Raw genomic sequence first — 15809 nt, 5'->3', positions numbered from 1 at the left:
TCGCTCGCGGATCCTGCGCCCGCCGTCATGTTCCGAATTTCTGATATCGACATATCCGCCTCTATAAACAACTGGTACATGCTTTAGAATGGCACCGTTCGAGGTTATCGTCAAGATAGATTGGTCATAGACGGGAGGCCGGGGAATGGACATCGCCGACCCAGAGGGAAATGTCGCAGAACTGGGGCTTCTCGCCGACGACGTCCGTCGGCGGCTCTACCGGTTCGTGGCAGCCAGCACCGAGCCGGTGACGCGGGACGATGCCGCCGCCGCGATCGGGATCGGCCGCACGCTGGCCGCCTACCATCTCGACAAGCTCTCGCAGGGCGGGCTTCTGGACGTCAGCTACGCCCGCCCGGAGGGGCGCACCGGTCCCGGATCCGGTCGGCCGGCGAAGCGGTACACGCGCGCCAGGCGGGAGATCGCCGTCAGCTTCCCGCCCCGCAACTACAGCCTTCTCGCGCAGATTCTCGCCACCGCCGCAGACGCCACGCCTTCGAGCCGATTGCGTGAGGCACTGACCGAGGCGGCCCAGCACGAGGGGGAAGAACTCGGAAGCAGAGCCACCAGCATCCCTCTGGCCCTGACGACCGCCGGCTACGAACCGGCAACGACCAGCGACGGGGACATCATCCTGAGGAACTGCCCCTTCCACAGCATCGTGCAAGAACACACCGACCTCGTGTGCACGCTCAACCATGCATTCATCCAAGGCACGCTCCAAGGCTCCGGCGACGACCCCGAACGGGCCGAGCTCTCACCATGCGACGGACGATGCTGCATCATCATCCACCCCGGACAGGAACCCCCAGAACCCCCCATCGCCGCTTGACCGCACTTCGCACCATCACGCGACCCTCGGCGCGAAGGACGGATATCGTTCGGGCGGCCCGGCACCAGATCGCGGAAGGAACACTCCGATTGGCTGAACATCGGTTCGCACTGATCCCGGCTGCGTATCTCTACCTGCGTCGCGGCGACGAGGTGCTGCTGCAACTGAGGCAGAACACCGGGTTCATGGACGGAATGTGGGCAGCTGCCGCCGCAGGACACCTCGAACCCGGTGAGACCCCCGCCGCCGCTGCGATCCGCGAAGCGCGAGAAGAGCTGGGCATCACGGTGCACCCGCAAAACCTCATCCCGGTCACGGCCATGCAACGCACCGACGGCACCTCGACCCCCCGAGAACAGCGCCTCGACTGGTTCTTCGCCGCCACCGAGTGGACCGGTCGGCCGCGCGTCTTGGAACCCGCGAAGTGCGCAGGCATCGGCTGGTTCCCCCTCACCGAGCAACCCGAGAACACGCCGCCGCACGAACGCATCGTGCTGAACGGGCTCGAAAGCGGTCGGCTCGGCATGTTCACCACGCACGGGTACCGAGCGCAGAGCGGTTAAGCCAGCAGAGCGGCTGAGTCCGTCGTTTCGACAGGCTCGGCCTGCGGTAGGGGGTTGGGCCCGGGTTTCGACAGGCTCAACCAGCGGTAGGGGCGTAACCCGCGGTAGGGGCGCAACCCGCGATAGGGGGCCCAATCCGCGATCAGGACTGAACCCGCGTTGACGGAAGGTCCGGCTCGTCAGACGCCGGGTGTGTAGTACTCCCGCGTCGCGGACTGGCCGACGACCGGGCCGAAGTGCTCGGCGAGCGTCGCCTGGTGGGATGCCCGCAACTCCTCGAGCCCGACCGTGAGGAGGTCCTGCACCTCGAGAACCGGCTGCTCTCCGACCACCGCATCCGTCACGCCGATGCGCAGCACCGGGTAGTCACGTCCCTCGCACAGGCCGCGGAACTTCACGTCGTCCTCGCGCGGAACCGACACGATCACTCGGCCTGCCGACTCGGAGAACAATGCCGTCGCTGCATCTACGCCGTCGCGCTCCATGATCTCGGTCAGCCACACGCGAGCGCCGACGCCGAATCGCAGCACGCTCTCGGCCAGCGCCTGTGCGAGCCCGCCGTCAGACAGGTCGTGCGCCGACGCGATGAGGCTCTCCATCGAGCCGGCCTGCAGCAACTCGGCGAGACGCTTTTCGGCTTCCAGGTCGACCGACGGCGGACGCCCGCCCAGGTGCCCGTGCACGGTGCCCGCCCAGGCCGACCCGTCGAGCTCCTCGCGGGTGAAGCCGAGCAGATAGATGTTGTCGCCGGCATCTTGCCAGCCCGACGGGATGCGCCGCGCCACGTCGTCGATCACGCCGAGAACGCCGGCGACCGTGGTCGGGAAGATCGGGGTGGCCCCCGTCTGGTTGTAGAACGACACGTTGCCCCCGGTGACGGGTATGCCCAGCTCGAGGCAGGCATCCGAGAGCCCCTCGACAGCCTCCGAGAACTGCCACATGACCTCGGGGTTCTCGGGAGAACCGAAGTTGAGGCAGTCGGTCACGGCCGCGGGAACGGCACCGGTGACGGCGACGTTGCGGTACGCCTCGGCGAGGGCGAGGCGGGCGGCCTGGCGGGGATCGAGCTGGCCGTAGCGCCCGTTGGCGTCGGTGGCGATCGCGAAGCCGAGGCCGCTCGCCTCGTCGACCCTGATCATCCCGCCGTCGTCGGGGAACGACAGCGCGGTGTTGCCGCCGACGTAGTAGTCGTACTGATTGGTGATCCAGCTCTTGTCGGCGAGATTCGGCGAACCGACCAGTGCGAGGAACTGCTCGCGCAACTGTGCGCGACCCTCCTCGGTGGATGCCTCGGGGCGGGCGAGCGCGCTCGCCGAGTCCGCCTGCAGCGCGTCGATCCAGCCTGGATACGCCACCGGTCGGTCGTACACCGGGCCGTCCACCGCCACCGTGCGCGGGTCGACGTCGACGATGCGCTCGCCGTGCCAGTCGATGATGAGCCGCCCGGTGTCGGTGACCTCGCCGAGCACGCTGGTCTCGACATCCCACTTGCCGGTGACGGCGAGGAATGCGTCGAGCTTGTCGGGGGTGACGACGGCCATCATGCGCTCCTGCGACTCCGACATGAGGATCTCCTCCGCCGTGAGCGTGGGGTCGCGCAGCAGCACGTCGTCGAGCGAGATGTACATACCGCCGTCGCCGTTGGAGGCGAGCTCGCTCGTCGCGCACGAGATGCCGGCGGCGCCCAGGTCTTGGATGCCCTCCACGAGCTTCTTCTGGAACAGCTCGAGGCAGCACTCGATGAGCACCTTCTCGGCGAACGGGTCGCCGACCTGCACGGCCGGCCGCTTCGTCGGGCCACCGGAGGCGAACGTGTCGGAGGCGAGAATGGATGCCCCGCCGATGCCGTCGCCGCCGGTGCGCGCCCCGAAGAGCACCACCTTGTTGCCGACGCCCGACGCATTGGCCAGGTGCAGGTCCTCATGCCGCAGCACGCCGACCGAGAGCGCGTTGACGAGCGGGTTCCCCTGGTACACCGGGTCGAAGTACGTCTCGCCGCCGATGTTCGGCAAGCCCAGGCAGTTGCCGTAGAACGAGATGCCGCCGACCACGCCGTGCACGACGCGCGCGGTGTCGGCCTCATCGATCTTGCCGAAGCGCAGCTGGTCCATCACGGCGACGGGCCGGGCCCCCATCGAGATGATGTCGCGCACGATGCCGCCGACCCCGGTGGCCGCGCCCTGGAACGGTTCGATGTAGCTGGGGTGGTTGTGCGACTCCACCTTGAAGGTGACCGCCCAGCCCTCGCCGACATCCACCACTCCGGCGTTCTCGCCGATGCCCACCATGAGGTTCTTCTTCATCTCGGGCGTGACCTTCTGCCCGAACTGCCGCAGGTATTTCTTGGAGCTCTTGTAGGAGCAGTGCTCGCTCCACATCACCGAGTACATGGCGAGTTCGCCGCTGGTGGGACGGCGGCCGAGGATCTCGCGGATGCGCGCGTACTCGTCGTCCTTCAGGCCGAGCGCCGCGTAGGGCTGCTCCTTCTCAGGCGTTGCCGCCGCGTTCTCGACCGTGTCGAGCCGGCTTTCGGATGCGGGGACGAAAGGCTCGGACAAGCGGCTGACTCCCTGTGTGTGAGCGTGCGCAGACGGGTGGCGCAGAACACGCCCCAGTCTACCGGCGACTGAGGCGAGAGCAGAGCGCGCTTGCGCGCTCTGCCGAGCCGATGGAGTCGGTCGAGCGCGAAGCGCGAGCACCGGCGACTGGGCCCACGGAGTGCGGGGCCCCGCGCGCCGCGTAGCGGTGGGTGGGGGAGCGACGGGGAAGGCGAGAGCAGAGCGCGCTTGCGCGCTCTGCCGAGCCGATGGAGTCGGTCGAGCGCGCAGCGCGAGCACCTGGCCCACGGAGTGCGTGGCCCGACCCGTCCGCACACGAGCGCGGGCAGTTCGCCGGTCAGTCGTGCCAAAGGGTGGATTCGCCCCTTCGCGCCTGGTCAGCGACGGAAGTGATCACATACGACTGCTCATGAGCGCGGCCAGCCCGTCGAGGATGCGGGCGAGCCCGAACGCGAGCGCGTCGTCCTGTTCTGATGTCGAGGCGGCATCTCTGAAGGCGGCCGCGGTGGCCGGGAACTCGTCGGCATGCGCCGAGAGCACCTGCGCCATGAAGGTGCCGATCATGTGCTCGGGGTCGCCGCCCGAGCCTTCCTGTTGAACGATCCCGCGAACGTGCCCGCTCAGCAGGGCGAGCACGTCGAGCCGCTCGGATGCGCGCAAGGGTGTCGAGGCGAGGTGCTGCAGGCCTGCTTCGTACCAAGCGAGTTCGTTCGGGCCGAGTACGCGCGCGCCGACGGCCAGTTCCAGGCTCCATGGCCGTGAGGCGAAACATCCGTGCAAGGTGACCGCCCAGTCGGAGAGGCCCGCGCGCCAGGACACGGCGCCCGTTGCCGCCGGCGGCGCTCCGACAGCGGCATCGAGCATGAGCGCTGTCAGTTCCGCCTTTCCCGGAACGTAGCGGTAGAGGGCCATCTTGGTGGCACCGAGATGGTCGGCGACTCGCTGCATGGAGACCGCAGCAAGTCCCTCGGCATCGGCGATCGCGATGGCGGCCTCCACCACGGCTCCCAGTGTGAGCCGTGGCTTGGGCCCGCGCCGTGGGGGCCCGTTCTCGCGCCACAGGAGATCCGTGATGGTCGACACTCGCACAGCCCTCCCTTGAATCTGTGTCCACCGTACGCTATATTCTCGTTCATCAGATTCTGCGTCCATCGGACACAATTAAAGGAACGACATCATGACGACCACCAACGTCCTCATCTCCGGCGCAAGCATTGCCGGCCCAGCGACAGCACTCATGCTGGCCCGGCTCGGATATCGCGTCACCGTCGTCGAACGCTCGCCCGGCCTTCGCGCCGGCGGGCAGGCTATCGACTTCAAAGGACGCACGCATCGCAAGGTGCTGGAGAAGATGGGTGTCTGGGGTGCAATCCACGCCGCACAGACTCCCAAGACCGACCTGCGCATCGTCGATGCCGAAGACCGCACCCGCGCGACCATGCCCGGCGAGTTCATCGGAGGAGACGTCGAGATCCTCCGTGGCGACCTCGCCCGCATCCTTCACGAATGCTCGGCCGATGCGTGCGAGTACGTCTTCGGCGATCACATCGCCGGGATGGTCGAGTCGGCGACCGGTGTCGAGGTGTCGTTCGCGCACCGCCCGTCGCAGGTCTTCGATCTCGTCATCGGCGCAGACGGTGTGCATTCCGGCGTCCGAGCGCATGCCTTCGGTGACGAGGAGCGCTTCGTCACGAACGCGGGCTACTACTACGCCGTCGTCGGCGCGGATGTCCCGCTCGAACTGCCGACCTCGCTTCCGAGCGGTCGCCAGATCGGGTACGCCTACAACGAGCCGGGGCGCCTGGCGGTGCTCGGAGGGTCCAAAGCGCCGCAGCTTTTCGTGTTCGAGGCGGATTCGCCCGCCTACGACCGGCATGACATCGAGTCTCAGAAGCGGTTCCTTCGACAGCAGTTCGCCGGAGCGGGCTGGCGAGTCGACGACATGCTGACCGCCGCGTGCGCATCCGACGACTTCTACCTGGATGCGCTCGCTCGCACTCGAATGACTCGTTTCACCTCAGGCCGGGTGGCCCTGGTCGGGGACGCGGGCTACGCCAACACGCTCGGTGGGTTCGGCACGGGGCTGGCGCTGATCGGAGCGTACGTGCTTGCCGGTGAGCTCTCCCGCGCAGACGGCGACCACCGCATCGCGTTCCCCGAGTACGACCGCAGGATGCTGCGCCCGACCAAGATCGCGCGCTCCGGCAACGCCGGCCGCTTTCTCGCGCCACCGACTCCGTTCAAGATCAGGATGCGTGACTGGACATTCTCCAATCCCGTCATGTTCCGCATCATGATGGCGATGACCAACCTCTTCGCCTCCGACGACTCCATTCCCGACTACGACCTGTAGCCGAAGCGGACCGCTTGCATCTCGTTGAACACACGTATAATCTACTGAACGTGCGTTTACCTCCGAACGATGACTCGGCCGACGATCTGACGGCGATCGCGCGCATCCGCAATTCCGCTATCGCTCTTTTCGCGACGGACGGATTCGAGCGGGCGAGTCTTCGAGCCATCGCTGCCGCAGCCGGGGTCACAGCCGGCCTGGTCAACCATCATTTCGGCAGCAAAGCCGAACTGCGAACAACGTGTGACGAATACGTGTTGCGTGTGCTCGTGCGGCGCGCGCGCAGCGATGGAACCACGACAGGGATGCAGGACGTAGCGCACGACTTCTTCGCCGATCCCGGCGGATATGCACTCTACGTGCGCTACATGGCGCGCGCCGTCGAAGAGGACACCCCGGCGGCGGCCAGGTTCGTCGCGACCATGGTCGACGAGTCCGAAGCGGTTTTTCGCGCGGGTGCGGCCGACGGAAGCATGCGGGCGTCGGCGGACCCTCGAGCGCTTGCCGTGTTCAGCGTGCTGACCACGCTCACGATGCTCACCATGCCTCCTGCGTTCACTCGCGAACTGGGGTTCCCCGGCTTCGGCGCCGACGTGATGCGGCGAATGGCTCTGCCGACGCTCGAGCTCTACACCCACGGCCTCTATACCGATGAGACCGCACTGAGAACGTTGCGGGATGCCGCAGCCGCAGAAGAGGACTGAACCACGATGACCGCGACGCTTCCGGCATTCACGCCGATGGAAGACAGCATGTTCCTGACGCTCTGCGGCAGGGCGCTCGAGAGCCGCTTTCCGCGCTCGATCCTGCGCGACACCGCCGCCGAGGACATCGTGCGCAAGCTCGACTACGACGCCGCCAAGTTTCATCTGAGCACGAGCCCGATCCTGGGGATCGCGCATCGATCGAAGAAGCTCGATGAGGTGGTCGAGCAGTTCATCGACAGACATCCCGACGCGGTGGTCATCGACCTCGGTGCCGGATTGGACACGCGGATGATCAGGGTCGGCCCGCCGTCGACGGTCGATTGGTATGACGTCGACTTCCCCAACGTGATCGCCGCCCGAGAACAGCTCATCCCGCGTTCGGACAACACTCATGGCATCGGTGCAGACGTGACGAGCGTGGACTGGCTCGCTTCAGTGCCGTCCGACCGACCGGGGGTGATCGTCGCGGACGGCTTGCTCGCATTCCTCGCACAGGACGACATGATCGCTCTGCTCGAGCGACTCACGTCTCATTTCCCCAGCGGCGAGATCGCGTTCAACGGATACAGCCGGTTCGCCATCTGGGCGGCGAAGCACTACCACGGAACGCAGTCGGTGGCGGAGCTCATCAAGTCGCCTGGTTTCGATGACCCTCGCGAGCCGGAGAAGTGGAACCAGAAGTTGACACTGGTCAGGGAGATCCTTCTGACCCGCGAACCAGAAGTCGCGGACTTCCCGCTCGCACTACGCGAGTTCACGCGCTTGGCCGCGCACAGCACTGCCTGGTCGCGTAAGGGAACGACGGTACTCCAGTACCGGTTCTAGATCCGCCCTACTTCTGCCAGCCGCCGGGAGGGCCGATGATCAGCAGCGTCGTCATGAGCACGAGCACGACCAACACGATCACGATCACGAGCACGGCAGGTCGGCGCAGGAACCAGCGCAGCAGCCGCATGGTCCAGGCGCGATCGCGCGGATCATCCGTCTCATCGCGGAGCCAGTCGCCGTCGAGTGCGCCGCGACGGTCCATGGCGCGCTCGAACGGGATGGTCGCGTACGGCACGATCGCACTGGCGACGGCGAGGATGATCGCGCCGATGCGCCAACGCTGATTCACGCCGACGAGCACCGACGAGGCGGCATAGCCGAGAAACACGAGGCCGTGGATCGATCCCGCGATGAGCACCGGAAGCGTGCCGAGTCCCACGACGTACTTGAGAAGCATGCCGATGATGAGCAGGCTCCAGGTCACGGTCTCGCCCACAGCGAGCGCCCGGTAGAGCGATCGAGGAGTGATCCCGCCGGCTCGAGCCTCGCCCTTCGTCGAAGGTCGAGGGTGGGGTCGTGTGGTGGAGCCGCTCATGAATCCATCCTCGTGAGATTTCGTGCCCGCGCGCATCCATCGAAAGTGGGAAGGATGCGAAACCCACCTATAGCGTTCCGTGCGCCGCCCACAATTCGGCTGCGCGATCCGCCGCCCGATGGATCAACTGCACAAGCTCCGGCCGCTCCGGTACGCGGAACGAGACATATGCGCCCCGTCCGCCGACGACCGGTCGACCGTACGCCTTCGCCGCCAGACCACCGCCCGGCAGGAGCCGCACCGTGATGCTCTCGAGTTCGAACTCCTGGTCACGACGGGTGTCGCGCCAGCGCAACTCCTGCGGTACCGACACGTTGATGGCCAGGGCGCCCACATCGGGGATGCCTGCTCTCGCGTCTTCATGTTCGGGCATGGTCCCCTCCTCTACCGCTGTGGAGTCACCCGTGGCAGCCGTTCCCCGGCGCTGCGGCTCATCCGCTGGAGCATCCGTCATATCCGCTCTGTCCGTAGGCTCGGAAGGGTTCCCTCTGATGATGGAGCCATTCGGGCGTCAGCCGATCCGGGTGCCCGTCTATCCGGATCTCAGTCGATAGGAGCCGCATGGAACAGGTGCGTACCGGAGCGCAGCGGATGCTCGAAGACCCGCGGGCGCTCGGCCGCGGCCCGATCGGACTGCTCACCAACTTCACCGGAACGTTGCCCGATCTGCGGCGCACTGCAGATGCGCTGGTCGCCGCCGGTGCCCCGATCACGACGCTGTTCAGCCCCGAACATGGGCTGCACGGCTCAGCCCAGGCCGGCGAGGCGGAGCACGCCGTCCGCGATGAGGGGACGGGTCTGCCGGTCTTCGACACCTATCTGAAGCAGGGCGCGGACCTCGACGAGCTGCTTCGTGCCTCGGCGATCGAAACGCTCGTCTTCGACATGCAGGACATCGGGGTGCGCTACTACACGTATGTGTGGTCGCTGTACGACGCACTGTTCAGCGCCGCACGCGTGGGCATCGGCTTCGTGGTGCTCGATCGACCCAACCCGCTCGGCGGTGCGATCGCGGAAGGCTCCGGCCTGGATGCGACGCGGTTCGGCAGTTTCGTCGGTCGCGCCGACATCCCGTTGCGGCACGGGCTCACGGCGGGCGAGCTGGCGAGGCTGTTCGTCTCACGCGAGCTGAGGGCCGCGGGCCTCACCGTCGATCTCACCGTCGTCGAGCTCGAGGGCTGGGATGCGGTGTGCGACTTCGACAGCACCGGGCTTGCGTGGGTGCCGCCCTCGCCGAACATGCCGACGCTGGACACCGCGTACGCGTTCGCCGGTCTGGGCCTGATCGAGGGCACCAATGTGAGCGAGGGTCGCGGCACGACGCGGCCGTTCGAAACGATGGGAGCGCCGTTCGTCGATGCGCGCCTCGCGGCCAGTCTCCGTGAGGCGGAGTTGCCCGGCGTGCTCTTCCGTGAGGTCTGGTTCATGCCGACGTTCTCCAAGTACATCGGTGAGACGATCCGAGGCGTCCAGTTGCACGTGGTAGATCGGCGCGCCTTCCGTCCGGTGACGACCGGACTGGCGGTGATCGACGCTCTCGCCCGGCTCCACCCCGACGAGTTCCGCTTTCTGGCGCCCGATGAGCGGCTCGACGGTCCAGATCCGCGGCCAGGCATCGACCTCTTGTGGGGATCCGATTCGCTCCGACGCACAGTGCAGAATGGGGGCAGCGCGGTGGAGTTGAGCCGAACGCCCGAGGCGATCGCCGAGACGTACGACTCCGACGTGCTGCTGTATCCGCGCTGAATCGAAGCCTTGACCCCTACCCGAAGCCCACGACGATGTGACCTGAGGAGAGCGATGCCCCAAACCTCGATGCCCCAGACCTCGACGACACAGACCTCCACGACCGAGGCCGCGCCGAGCATCCGCACGTTTCGCAGCGGCGACGGACCGGCGCTCGCGGATGCCTGGACGCGCTCGGCGCCGGGCGACGGCATCACGTACGACCGGTTGCGCGACCTGTTCCTGCTCGACCGCAACTTCGACGCGAGCGGGTTGTTCGTCGCGGAGCAGCACGGCGTGATCGTCGGAGCCGCCTACGCCGTGCGGAGGCTCATCGCAGCCGACGGCGCCGACCTCGAACCGCAGAACGGCTGGATCCCGTTCTTCTTCGTCGCACCCGGCGCACGCCGCGCCGGGCTCGGCACGCGACTCGTCGGCACGGCCATGGACTGGCTGGCTTCGCACGGCATCCACACGGTCTTCTTCTCCTCGTACACGCCGAACTACTTCCTGCCCGGACTGGATGCCGACCGCTACCCGGATGCCTCGCGCCTGCTGGCATCCCTCGGATACACCACCCAGTACGAGGCGGTCGCCATGGATCGCACCCTGAACGACTACGAGCTGCCCGAGCGGGTGCGGAACCGCGTAGCCGAGCTCACGGGCCAGGGCTGGAGGTTCGGCTCGCCGAGCGGAGACGACCTGCCGGAGCTGATCGAGATCGCCGGCGGCCGGTTCAACCCGGACTGGGCCCGCGGCATCCGCGAGGGCGTCGTCGCCGGGCTCCCGCTGGAGCGCATCATCGTGGTGCGCGACCCGCAAGAACAGATGCTCGGCTGGGCCATGCACGGCGCGTACGAGAACGTGATCGACCGTTTCGGGCCGTTCGGCGTGCTGCCGGAGAGCCGCGGAACCGGGCTCGGCGAACTGCTGCTGCACCTCACCATGGAACGGATGCGCGCACTCGGCGCGCACAGCGCCTGGTTCCTCTGGACCGACGAGGACTCCCCCGCCGGTCACCTCTACCTCAAGACCGGCTACACCATCACGCGACGATTCGCCGTGCTGCGCGCGAGCGTCGGGGCCTGAGCGCCGGGTGCGTCCGGTTCGGACCGACCACAAGAAGGGCTCACAGATGAAGACGGTGCTCGCCATCGGCGGCCACATCGGCGACATGGACCTCACTGCCGGCCCGACGCTGGCCAAGGTCGTGCAGGAGGGCGGGCGCGCGATCATCGTCGCGTGCACGTATGGCGAGCGCGGGCATCCGCGACTCACGCCCGAGGAGTACCGCGTGCAGAAGGTGCGCGAGGGCGAGGAGTTCGCGGCGGCAATCGGCGCCGAGTTCCGGGTTCTCGACTACTCGGACGGCTTTCTGCCCGATGACGACGCGGCGGCCGCCCTGATCGCCGACGTCATTCGGCGGGAGAAGCCCGACACGATCATCGCGCACTGGACTAAGAGCATCCACCGCGACCACGAGCGCGCCGCAGCGCTCGCCGAGCGGGCCCGGTTCCTGGCTTCCCTCCCGCTCGACAACCCGCTCGGACGCCACGGGGTCGCAACGGTGCTGCACGCCGACAACTGGGAAGACGCGCAGGGCTTCGTGCCCGACGTGTACGTGCCGATCCCGGAAGAGGCGTTCCAGCGGTGGCGCTCGGCCATCCAGGGGCAGGCGTTCGCCCGCGGCGAGACGTACGGGTTTCGCTACATCGACTACTACACGGCGATGATGACGGCGAAAGGATGTCTGGCGGGTGTCGACCGCGCCTGCGCGTTCGCGCGTGGCGGCGATCCCATCGTCGAGGTCGTCGACCTGTAGGGCGAATCGAGACTAGGTAGTCTTCTGGGAAGCGATCGAGACGGAGACCCCGTGAGCCAGACACCGCAGCCCGGTGAGCCGTTCCCGCAGCAGCCCGAGCACCAGCAGCCCGTGGCTCAGCAGCCTGTTGCCCAGCAGCCTGCGGCTGGGCAGTCCGGTTACCAGCAGCCATACGCGCAGCCCGGCTACCAGCAGCCGTATGGGCAGCCGGTCTATCAGCAGACGGTGGTCTACGCCGGGTATCAGCCGCAGCCCAAGGGCTTCAGCATCACGTCCCTCATCCTGGGACTCGCCTCCATCCTTTTCGGCTTCACGTTTCTCGTGCCGATCGGCGCGGTGATCTTCGGCGCGATCGGCATCAAGCGCGAGCCCACCGCCAGGGGCATGTCGATCACCGGGCTGATCCTCGGTGGCATCCTGCTGCTCGGGTGGGCGGCGCTGGTCGTGTTCTGGATCGTCTTCGCCGTCGTCTTCGCCTCGGCCGCGTCCTCCGTGGGCACGTACGGCTCCTGAAGAGCGCCGAAGGCGCGCGGCAGTACCCGAGGCTATTCGCCGCGGTCGAGGCCGAAGGTGTGGCGCATCAGTGCCTGGATATCGCGATCCATGGCATCCATCCGCTGCTCGAAGTGAGCGAACCTGGCGTCGAACTTTGCGTCGAGACGCCCGACCTCGCTTCGTACGACATGCACGAACAGCGTGGAGACGATGGTGAGCATGCCGAGGAAGGCGGCGCTGAACACGCCGATCATCGTCCACGTCTGAGCCTCAGTCACGACCACTCCTCCATTGTCCGCGGCATGCCTCCCATCGTCCACCGATCGGTGATTCCGGGCGGTGTCCGGACGTCGGACTGGGGAAAGAGGGGATGTAACGACCTGTGGGGACGCAGAGGCCGGCTTAGGTGCCGGCAGTCACGCCGAACGGCGCGGCCGAGGGAACACCGAACGCATGTGGTCGGAGTCGAGGTAGTCGGCCACCCCGATCAGAATGAGGCTGAACACGATCTGCTCCGTGACCATCCATAGCGGGTACAGGCCGGGGATCGCGGCGAGCACGAGCGTGATCACCGGGAAGATCTTGCTGAACAGGCGCAGCCTCGAGTAGCCCCAGTAGTAGCCGAGGGATGCCCGCCACGCGAAGTAGAACAGCGTCGCCGTCATGCCCAGCACCACGACAGTGCGCATCCACACCGACCATTCGACCGGGATGCCGCCCTCCGCGAGCACGAGCGCGACGACGACCGCCGCGATGCCGATGGCGAACTCGAGCACGAGCAGCCAGGTGATGGCCACGAACGCGCGCCGCGTCCGAGGATGTGTCAGCAGCTCATCGTCGATACGAACGTCGGCCTGACGACCGCCGGCCAGGCGATCGAGGCGACGGAACAGCGGTTCGAAGCGGGCGAGCATCCGCTTCAGCACGTCATGCAGCGGCGGCCAGCGCCGCGATCGCGGAGGTGAAGAACGTGAGGCCGTCGACGCCGGAACGCATCGCGGCGTGCGTGTCAGGACCGAATCCGGGCTCGGTGGCGTGCTCCGGGTGCGGCATGAGCCCGACGACGTTGCCGTGCTCGTTCCGCACGCCCGCGATGTCGTTCAGCGATCCGTTCGGGTTCACGTCCAGGTAGCGGAATGCGACGAGTCCCTCGCCCTCCAGCCGCTCGATCGTCTGCGTCGAGGCGACGTACTCCCCCTCGCCGTTCTTCAGCGGGATGACGATCTCCTGGCCCTGGACGAAGCCGTTCGTCCAGGCGGTGCCGGTGTTCTCCACGCGCAGCTTCTGGTCGCGACGGATGAACGCACCGTGGTCGTTGCGGATGAGCCCGCCGGGAAGCAGTCGCGCCTCGGCGAGCATCTGGAATCCGTTGCAGATGCCGAGCACGGGCATCCCCTTGTTCGCGGCGTCGACGACCTCGCTCATGATCGGCGACAGGCCGGCGATCGCGCCGCAGCGCAGGTAGTCGCCGTAGCTGAACCCGCCGGGCAGCACGAGCGCGTCCACGTCGTTCAGGTCGTGCTCGCCGTGCCACAGCGCGACGGCCTCGGCACCGGCTGCGCGCACGGCTCGCTGCGCATCCCGGTCGTCGAGCGATCCGGGGAACGTGATCACGCCGATGCGCATCACGCCACCGCGCTCTCGGCGCTCGCCTGCCGTCCGGCGGCAGAGCCGTGGGCCACGTGCACGCCGACGACGTCTTCGATCACGCCGTTGGAGAGCACCTCCTCCGCGATCTCGCGAACGGATGCCAGCAACGCGTCGCCGACTTCGGCATCCGTCGTGAGCTCGAAACGCTTGCCTTGTCGCACGTCGAAAGTGCCGCGACCGGTGCGGGCCAGGGCCGCAGCGATGGCCTTGCCCTGGGGGTCGAGCAGCTCCGCCTTCGGCATGACCTCGACAACGATGGTGGGCACGGCGTACTCCCTGCACTCGAAGACGGTCGTGTTGCGGAACGACCGGGTGGATGCCCCGATTCTACCGGCGACTGAGGCGAGAGCAGAGCGAGCTTGCTGGCTCTACCGAGCCGATGGAGCCGGTGAGTGGCGCAGCCGCGATACCGGCGGCCGGGCCCGCGGAGCGCGGGGCCTGGCGCTCCGCCGAACGCCGCGCGGGGAGCGGTTTCCATGGTCTGGCGGTCAACCGCGTGAACAGGATGCGAGCACATCGATCTGTAGGACAGGTATGGAAGCTGTCTGCTAGATTGCTCGCATGAGCTACGCGCCCGATGCCATTCGCAGCATCTCGCTCTCCACACTGCGGCTGCCGTTGCCGACGCCGATCTCCGACGCCAAGGTGTTCACCGGCCGGCAGAGGCCGATGACCGAGGTCGTGTTCCTCATCGCCGAGGTCGAGACCGAGCAGGGCTTCTCCGGGAGCGGCTTCAGCTACTCGAAGCGCGCGGGCGGCCCCGCTCAGTACGCACACGCACGCGAGGTAGCCGGCACGGCGATCGGCGAGGACCCCAACGACATTGCGAAGCTCTACACGAGGCTGCTGTGGGCTGGGGCATCCGTCGGCCGTTCCGGAGTCGCGACGCAAGCGCTCGCGGCGATCGACATCGCGCTCTACGACCTGAAGGCCAGGCGCGCCGGGCTGCCACTCGCGAAGCTACTCGGCGCTCACCGCGACTCGGTTCGCACGTACAACACCTCGGGCGGCTTCCTCAATGCCTCCATTCAAGACGTGCTCGCGCGAGCATCGCGGTCGATCGACGAGGGGCTCGGAGGTGTCAAAATCAAGGTCGGACTGCCCGACGGCGACGAAGACCTGGGCCGTGTCCGCGCCGTACGCGAGCACCTCGGCGACGGCATCCCGATCATGGTCGACGCGAACCAGCAGTGGGACCGCGCGACCGCCCTGCGCATGGGACGGCGCCTCGAGGAGTTCGACCTCACCTGGATCGAGGAGCCTCTGGATGCCTACGACGCCGAGGGCCACGCCGACCTGGCCCGCGCCCTCGACACCCCGATCGCGACCGGCGAGATGCTCGCATCGGTCGCGGAGCACGAGCGGCTGATCGCGGCGCGGGCCTGCGACATCCTGCAGCCGGATGCCCCGCGCATCGGCGGCATCACGCAGTTCCTGCGACTCATGGCGCTCGCCGATCAGGCGGGGCTCGACCTCGCACCGCACTTCGCGATGGAGATCCACCTGCATCTCGCTGCCTGCTACCCGCGCGAGACCTGGGTCGAGCACTTCGACTGGCTCGACCCGCTGTTCGAGGAGCGCCTCGAAACGCGCGACGGACGCATGCTCGTGCCCGATCGGCCGGGGCTCGGCTTCACATTGACCGGTCAAGCACGCGCATGGACGACGGAGTCCGTGACCATCGACGCCTCGGGCGAGCGTTGAGCGTGCGCTTGCCGTTCACCGAGCGCCGTCCGACTCG

General features: G+C 67.3%; 18 protein-coding genes. 10 read left to right on the top strand and 8 right to left on the bottom strand.

Annotation, left to right across the window (positions count from 1 at the left end):
- The first annotated feature begins 145 nt into the window (after positions 1-145).
- Together ACYVDK_RS16210 and ACYVDK_RS16205 are read left to right on the top strand one after the other, a co-directional pair.
- Entirely contained in the window at positions 146-832 is a 687-nt protein-coding gene (locus tag ACYVDK_RS16210; protein ID WP_460523629.1) for a helix-turn-helix transcriptional regulator, read from the top strand.
- 89 nt (positions 833-921) lie between these two features.
- Positions 922-1395: an NUDIX hydrolase gene (locus tag ACYVDK_RS16205; RefSeq protein ID WP_460523627.1), complete on the top strand. Its 474-nt coding sequence runs from the start codon at positions 922-924 to the stop codon at positions 1393-1395.
- Between the two features lie 179 nt (positions 1396-1574).
- Here the strand turns inward: ACYVDK_RS16205 and purL are convergent, their stop codons facing one another.
- Complete coding sequence (gene purL, locus ACYVDK_RS16200; RefSeq protein ID WP_460523625.1) at positions 1575-3953, bottom strand: phosphoribosylformylglycinamidine synthase subunit PurL; 2379 nt, start codon at positions 3951-3953, stop codon at positions 1575-1577.
- Positions 3954-4346: 393 nt separating this feature from the next.
- Positions 4347-5036 (bottom strand): TetR/AcrR family transcriptional regulator C-terminal domain-containing protein, encoded by a 690-nt coding sequence (locus tag ACYVDK_RS16195; protein ID WP_460523623.1) that lies wholly within the window; start codon positions 5034-5036, stop codon positions 4347-4349.
- 94 nt (positions 5037-5130) lie between these two features.
- Between ACYVDK_RS16195 and ACYVDK_RS16190 the strand changes: the two genes are divergently transcribed.
- From ACYVDK_RS16190 to ACYVDK_RS16180, 3 genes are read left to right on the top strand one after another with little or no spacing between them, the layout of a single operon-like run.
- Entirely contained in the window at positions 5131-6306 is a 1176-nt protein-coding gene (locus ACYVDK_RS16190) for a Rossmann-fold NAD(P)-binding domain-containing protein (protein WP_460523621.1), read from the top strand.
- 50 nt (positions 6307-6356) lie between these two features.
- Entirely contained in the window at positions 6357-7010 is a 654-nt protein-coding gene (locus tag ACYVDK_RS16185) for a TetR family transcriptional regulator (protein WP_460523619.1), read from the top strand.
- Positions 7011-7016: 6 nt separating this feature from the next.
- Positions 7017-7838, top strand: coding sequence for a class I SAM-dependent methyltransferase (locus ACYVDK_RS16180; RefSeq protein WP_460523617.1), 822 nt, complete (start codon positions 7017-7019; stop codon positions 7836-7838).
- 7 nt (positions 7839-7845) lie between these two features.
- On the opposite strand, the gene ACYVDK_RS16175 is transcribed toward ACYVDK_RS16180, so the two are convergent.
- Together ACYVDK_RS16175 and ACYVDK_RS16170 are read right to left on the bottom strand one after the other, a co-directional pair.
- Positions 7846-8376, bottom strand: coding sequence for a DUF3817 domain-containing protein (locus tag ACYVDK_RS16175; protein ID WP_460523615.1), 531 nt, complete (start codon positions 8374-8376; stop codon positions 7846-7848).
- Between the two features lie 67 nt (positions 8377-8443).
- Complete coding sequence (locus tag ACYVDK_RS16170; RefSeq protein WP_460523613.1) at positions 8444-8749, bottom strand: hypothetical protein; 306 nt, start codon at positions 8747-8749, stop codon at positions 8444-8446.
- Between the two features lie 188 nt (positions 8750-8937).
- Between ACYVDK_RS16170 and ACYVDK_RS16165 the strand changes: the two genes are divergently transcribed.
- The 4 genes from ACYVDK_RS16165 to ACYVDK_RS16150 are packed head-to-tail and all read left to right on the top strand — an operon-like array spanning position 8938 to position 12436.
- The gene (locus tag ACYVDK_RS16165; protein WP_460523611.1) at positions 8938-10122 is read left to right on the top strand and encodes an exo-beta-N-acetylmuramidase NamZ family protein; all 1185 of its coding nucleotides are present in this window, start codon (positions 8938-8940) and stop codon (positions 10120-10122) included.
- 54 nt (positions 10123-10176) lie between these two features.
- Positions 10177-11190 (top strand): GNAT family N-acetyltransferase, encoded by a 1014-nt coding sequence (locus tag ACYVDK_RS16160; RefSeq protein ID WP_460523609.1) that lies wholly within the window; start codon positions 10177-10179, stop codon positions 11188-11190.
- 46 nt (positions 11191-11236) lie between these two features.
- Positions 11237-11923, top strand: coding sequence for a PIG-L deacetylase family protein (locus ACYVDK_RS16155; RefSeq protein WP_460523607.1), 687 nt, complete (start codon positions 11237-11239; stop codon positions 11921-11923).
- A gap of 51 nt (positions 11924-11974) precedes the next feature.
- On the top strand, positions 11975-12436 hold the full coding sequence (locus tag ACYVDK_RS16150; RefSeq protein ID WP_460523605.1) for a hypothetical protein: 462 nt from the start codon (positions 11975-11977) through the stop codon (positions 12434-12436).
- A gap of 32 nt (positions 12437-12468) precedes the next feature.
- Here the strand turns inward: ACYVDK_RS16150 and ACYVDK_RS16145 are convergent, their stop codons facing one another.
- The 4 genes from ACYVDK_RS16145 to ACYVDK_RS16130 all read right to left on the bottom strand — a co-directional run bounded on the left by ACYVDK_RS16145 (position 12469) and on the right by ACYVDK_RS16130 (position 14334).
- Positions 12469-12696 carry a hypothetical protein gene (locus tag ACYVDK_RS16145; protein WP_460523603.1) on the bottom strand — a complete coding sequence of 76 codons (228 nt, stop codon included), beginning with the start codon at positions 12694-12696 and terminating at the stop codon, positions 12469-12471.
- A 138-nt stretch (positions 12697-12834) separates the two neighbouring features.
- Positions 12835-13344: a hypothetical protein gene (locus ACYVDK_RS16140; RefSeq protein WP_460523601.1), complete on the bottom strand. Its 510-nt coding sequence runs from the start codon at positions 13342-13344 to the stop codon at positions 12835-12837.
- Between the two features lies 1 nt (position 13345).
- Positions 13346-14044: a phosphoribosylformylglycinamidine synthase subunit PurQ gene (gene purQ / locus ACYVDK_RS16135; protein WP_460523599.1), complete on the bottom strand. Its 699-nt coding sequence runs from the start codon at positions 14042-14044 to the stop codon at positions 13346-13348.
- Positions 14044-14334 (bottom strand): phosphoribosylformylglycinamidine synthase subunit PurS, encoded by a 291-nt coding sequence (locus ACYVDK_RS16130; protein ID WP_460523597.1) that lies wholly within the window; start codon positions 14332-14334, stop codon positions 14044-14046. The genes purQ and ACYVDK_RS16130 overlap by 1 nt, the downstream gene beginning before the upstream one ends.
- Positions 14335-14629: 295 nt before the next feature.
- On the opposite strand from ACYVDK_RS16130, the gene ACYVDK_RS16125 reads away from it, so the two are divergent.
- Positions 14630-15772 carry a mandelate racemase/muconate lactonizing enzyme family protein gene (locus ACYVDK_RS16125; RefSeq protein WP_460523595.1) on the top strand — a complete coding sequence of 381 codons (1143 nt, stop codon included), beginning with the start codon at positions 14630-14632 and terminating at the stop codon, positions 15770-15772.
- Positions 15773-15809 lie beyond the last annotated feature (37 nt).

It is taken from the genome of Humibacter antri, assembly GCF_054777235.1.
Note: the sequence above shows the minus strand (reverse complement) of the source record. Positions and strands in the feature narration are given on the sequence as shown.

What these genes read in the sequence shown, in the direction of transcription:
- ACYVDK_RS16210 (WP_460523629.1), top strand. Translation starts at nt 146, where the DNA reads ATGGACATCGCCGACCCAGAGGGAAATGTCGCAGAACTGGGGCTTCTC.
- ACYVDK_RS16190 (WP_460523621.1), top strand. Translation starts at nt 5,131, where the DNA reads ATGACGACCACCAACGTCCTCATCTCCGGCGCAAGCATTGCCGGCCCA.
- ACYVDK_RS16180 (WP_460523617.1), top strand. Translation starts at nt 7,017, where the DNA reads ATGACCGCGACGCTTCCGGCATTCACGCCGATGGAAGACAGCATGTTC.
- ACYVDK_RS16175 (WP_460523615.1), bottom strand. Translation starts at nt 8,376, where the DNA reads ATGAGCGGCTCCACCACACGACCCCACCCTCGACCTTCGACGAAGGGC.
- ACYVDK_RS16170 (WP_460523613.1), bottom strand. Translation starts at nt 8,749, where the DNA reads ATGCCCGAACATGAAGACGCGAGAGCAGGCATCCCCGATGTGGGCGCC.
- ACYVDK_RS16165 (WP_460523611.1), top strand. Translation starts at nt 8,938, where the DNA reads ATGGAACAGGTGCGTACCGGAGCGCAGCGGATGCTCGAAGACCCGCGG.
- ACYVDK_RS16160 (WP_460523609.1), top strand. Translation starts at nt 10,177, where the DNA reads ATGCCCCAAACCTCGATGCCCCAGACCTCGACGACACAGACCTCCACG.
- ACYVDK_RS16155 (WP_460523607.1), top strand. Translation starts at nt 11,237, where the DNA reads ATGAAGACGGTGCTCGCCATCGGCGGCCACATCGGCGACATGGACCTC.
- purQ (WP_460523599.1), bottom strand. Translation starts at nt 14,044, where the DNA reads ATGCGCATCGGCGTGATCACGTTCCCCGGATCGCTCGACGACCGGGAT.
- ACYVDK_RS16125 (WP_460523595.1), top strand. Translation starts at nt 14,630, where the DNA reads ATGAGCTACGCGCCCGATGCCATTCGCAGCATCTCGCTCTCCACACTG.